The following is a 4,287-nucleotide window of genomic DNA, read 5'->3' as shown; positions in this document are numbered from 1 at the left end:
CCCTTGGCTGATTTATAACAGAAGAGACAAAAGAAATAAAAGAAACAAAGTCAGTATTATCTCTAACAATACCTCTGACAGTCCTCCCAGAATTTACTTTCTGTTGACAGATACTTAGATATTATAGAGAAGAGCAGTATCTGTCTCAGAAGTAGGTTATTATAAATTTAACAATAGATATACCTTAGCAGTTACAGGATAAGGCTTATCAGACAAAAGATCTAGTTTAGGGTTATTAATAAATATCTCTTTTTCATATGCACACCTCTTTCTTTGGTTTTTGGTAACTCTGTTTTAATACAAAAGCTCCATAATCTACCATGTTGTATCCTTATGATAAACCTTAATAAGAGAATTTGTCAAATATCAATTTAACTATTCAGCTTTATTTCTACATCTTAGATATCTTTTGAAAACCAATCTTTATAGACTACCAAAAATCAAAGGACTATAAAAGGACTATTTATTATCATATGCCAAAATTGCATCATAATAAATAGCCCTTTATCTTATATCATATAATCTACAACTGCAAATTCCCTTCCATACCTTCAAAGACAATTGTCTTATGGATACCATTTTTCAGAACAATAGTAACAGGCCCATATCCGCCATGTTTTTCCTTATCGGTATAAACCACCTCCGAAATAGGGAATAATTCATCTTCTGTAAAGTCTTCACGAGATTCCTTTGTAATGACCTGTGAAATCAGAATAAATTGTTCATATCCGTATTGTTTATGACGTGCAGTTTTTCCATATACAATAATAGATTTCTCTGAATCAGGATTTGTGTTTGTGCTATGAATGAAATCAATGTCATCCCAACCATCATAGATTGTCATGGCAAGCTGTTTTTCACGTCCCGTATAATCATGACCTTTTAGAATAATGGCTTTTGCATTTTTATTTTCCCTGCGAATAATTTCTGTCCCGTTATCGGGGAAACCATAAGCACCTAGAGTGAGAGTAATTGGGCTACGGTAAAGTCGCAATTTATCAGCACGTAAGATACCATATTCAACAGGAAAATCTGCTAGATTGAGTGCTTGCATCCAAGTAGTTTCTCTAGTGAGATCATAATTGAAAAATTGTCTGCGGTAAAGCACATCATCATGTTTACCATTCCATAGTGTAACATTACATTTTTCTATATTATCTGTAGTAGTGTCTTTTAAAACATATTGCATAGATTCTATTTCTTTACAAGGTGCAGACTCCCATGGATACTTTGTATTATAGCATAGTTTAGAATAGTTCCACATACCATGCTCATCTCCAAGGTTCTTTAAAATCTTACCAGTACGAAGAATGGTTTCGCCGTTTGCATTGTGGTTTGTAAAGCAAAGAGCAGGGCCGTCTAGTACCGTCTCTTTTACTTCCTTTTCATCTAACGTTTCCCAGCTACCGTTGTTTTCTTTCTCTGTCCAGAATGGGTTATCTGCTGGAAGATGAAGACATAGGAATGCCTTACCAAGCCAGAACACGGACTCTGCACAGGAATATCCTTGAACAAGTGGTGTAAATTGTCCGTAAAATCCCATTGTAGGAATTCCATTGTAGAGAAAATCTTCTCTAGTCATAAACTGTAGAAGAGAGCCAGAGGCAATTCTTCTGGATAATCCAGCATTTGCAGTAGGATTTTTTAGCATCAAATTCCCATCAAATGAACTAGTAGCAGCATTGCGGTACACATTACTGCGCCCCCACATATTTGTAAATCCATCTCTATCAAAGAAATCGCCATAGCTTTCCATTAGCTTGTTCGAATTTTGCTCAAACATAGCAGCAATATAAGGCTCGTGCTCATATCCATACCATTCATTCCAAATAGGTGCATACACATTGAATGCCCAACAAGAATAGTAATCAAAGGATTGTCCATCTCGATACCATCCGTCTCCAGCATAGAAGTTTAAAATTGCTTGTGCATGTTCTAACATTACATCTTTATCAATATCATAGCCTTCCTTATGTAGGAATGCCATATTTAACATATTAAACAGACGCCAGTTTTGAGGTACTGTATTTGTGTGAGCGAAACTTAATAAAAAGTTTGCTATCATATCTTTTTCATCTTTTGTATACGTGTCCCAGATTTCCTCTTTACAGTTTTCAAGACATATTACTAGAGCACAAGTTTCTACTGTCTGTTGAAAAGCACGAAATGGGTCATACGTGTCAGTAAGTTCCTGCAAATCATCGTAACAACCTACATAGTTTGGGTGTCCTTTTGTGCAAGAATAAAGAATCTGCTTATGATAGTAATCTCTTATAGAATATCCACAAATCTCCATAGTTGGCTCAATATGAATCAATGGAGCCGCAATAAAAAGCGTTCTTGTAAGCCCTTCAAATATCTGTGCCATTTCTTCTAGTTTTCGTTGATTTCCCACAGCATTTTTATGAGGATAGGTAACCTCAGTTTCTTTTCGTGGCATAACCACAGGGTCTTCTATTGATTTAATATGAGTAAATACGCCAGTTAATAGATATTTTCCTGCCTCTACCCAACTTTCTCTTGTAAGTCCAGTGTAAGGGCTTAGATTATAATCTAAAGTTTTTGGTTCGAATACCATTTTAGGTGCCTACTTTCTGTGTTTTAGAATAACTTACGAATCGCTCTATTCGAGCTTCTTTCTCATGTTTTGCGGGTCCCAAAGTCATGATTTTTCATGCAAGCATGAAACTCATGACCTTTTGACCCTGGTCTCATAATATTACCAAATAAATAATTCTTCTCCTGTTAATTTAAATATTGCCTCTATAAAGTAATAGTCACCATAAATAATAGAAAATTCATGTTTATCATCATGGAAAGCTGCAGTACATTTTTCAAGTAGATTATCTATAGTTTCATCTTGGTTAAATCTTTGCTCAGCCAAAGTACGTAAAAGTTTCATAGCTGCATTATGATAAGTCTGTTTTAATTCGCCTTCTACGAATTTCTCTAATTCCAGAAGACCACAAGCGGCAATTGCTGCAGAAGTAGAGTCTTCTAATGTGCAATCTGTTGGTTGACAGAAGTCTACAGGGATAAGTCCACTTTCAGGAATATGTGCAATATAATAATCTGCCACTTTTTTTGCAGTTTCCAGATATTCTGGTTTCTTTGTATGAAGATAGGAGAGTGTAAAACCATATACTGCCCATGATTGTCCTCTAGTCCAAGTTGAGCCTTCTGCATACCCTTGACCACCATAAGTCTTTACAAACTCACCAGTAGATGGATTAAACTCTACGATATGATTAACCGAACCGTCCTCACGAACAAAATATTTCGCTGCCATATCTGCGTGAGCCTTTGCAATATGATTAAATCGTGGATCATTGATTTCATTAGAAGCCCAATATAGTAGTGGAAGATTCATCATACAGTCAATAATTGCCCAACCAGCATTGTTTCCATCGCCACAATCATTCCATGCACGAATGAAAGAACCCGCGAGATTAAACCGTCCTGCAAGATTGTTTGCTGCTAGTAAACCTCTGTTTTTAGAAGCTTCATCTTTTGTAAGACGATAGTGTGCCACAGAAGTAGGAAGCCATTTAAATCCGTTATCATGGTCAAGCCCACCAGTATTCATAAGATTAAAATCTAATTTGCGCTCATTTTCTAGAGCGATATCCTTATATAACTCTAACTTTGTAGCATGATAAAGCTGCCACATCATACCACCCCAGAAACCATTTGTCCACCAACAGACATTCTTCTCTGTCCAGTCATCAAACCGTCCATTTTCTGTTGTGTAAGGTATGATTCCTTGGCTACGGGAAGCTACTTTCTCCATTTTGGATTTTATTTTTTCTGAAATCTCTTTTGCCCATATTGTATCGTTCATGTTTTATATCCATGCATATCACAAATATACTTGCGATACTGCCTAAATAAATACAGGTGAAAGAAGCCTTTGGCCGCATGGTTTCTCCTTTATTTTTTTCTTTCACCATTCCCCCATATAATTAAGTAATTGTAACTATTCACTATAGCCTTCCGTTACAATTATTTTAAATAAATTATAGCAAAATAGGATAGGATATTACAATGATATAAGTGGCTACGACATATCATATTCTGCTATAATATTAATTTTTAGAAACGATACCAAAGTGGATTTGAGATAAGTCTTTATAAAAACACATTCTTTGGATTGTACTATAATTATAAGAAAAAAAGAGTGATTTTTTTTGGAAGAGACATATCCAAAAACAATTCACTATTTTCTGATTAACGAATGGTACCGTACACCTTATTCTTCTATACAAATTTCTTCTTCAATTTCCTCTT

Annotated in this window: 2 protein-coding genes; both read right to left on the bottom strand. The window is 35.3% G+C overall.

Going from position 1 to position 4,287, the window contains the following annotated elements:
• Positions 1 to 523: 523 nt before the first annotated feature.
• Positions 524 to 2,578 (bottom strand): DUF2264 domain-containing protein, encoded by a 2,055-nt coding sequence (locus tag RMR19_RS21070; protein ID WP_310605478.1) that lies wholly within the window; start codon positions 2,576 to 2,578, stop codon positions 524 to 526.
• 141 nt (positions 2,579 to 2,719) lie between these two features.
• The gene (locus RMR19_RS21065) at positions 2,720 to 3,841 is read right to left on the bottom strand and encodes a glycoside hydrolase family 88 protein (protein WP_310605477.1); all 1,122 of its coding nucleotides are present in this window, start codon (positions 3,839 to 3,841) and stop codon (positions 2,720 to 2,722) included.
• Between the last annotated feature and the right edge of the window lie 446 nt (positions 3,842 to 4,287).

The organism is Anaerosporobacter sp., assembly GCF_031551385.1.
In the GTDB taxonomy this organism is placed as follows: domain Bacteria; phylum Bacillota; class Clostridia; order Lachnospirales; family Lachnospiraceae; genus Anaerosporobacter.
This window is presented reverse-complemented; position numbering and strand designations above follow the sequence as displayed.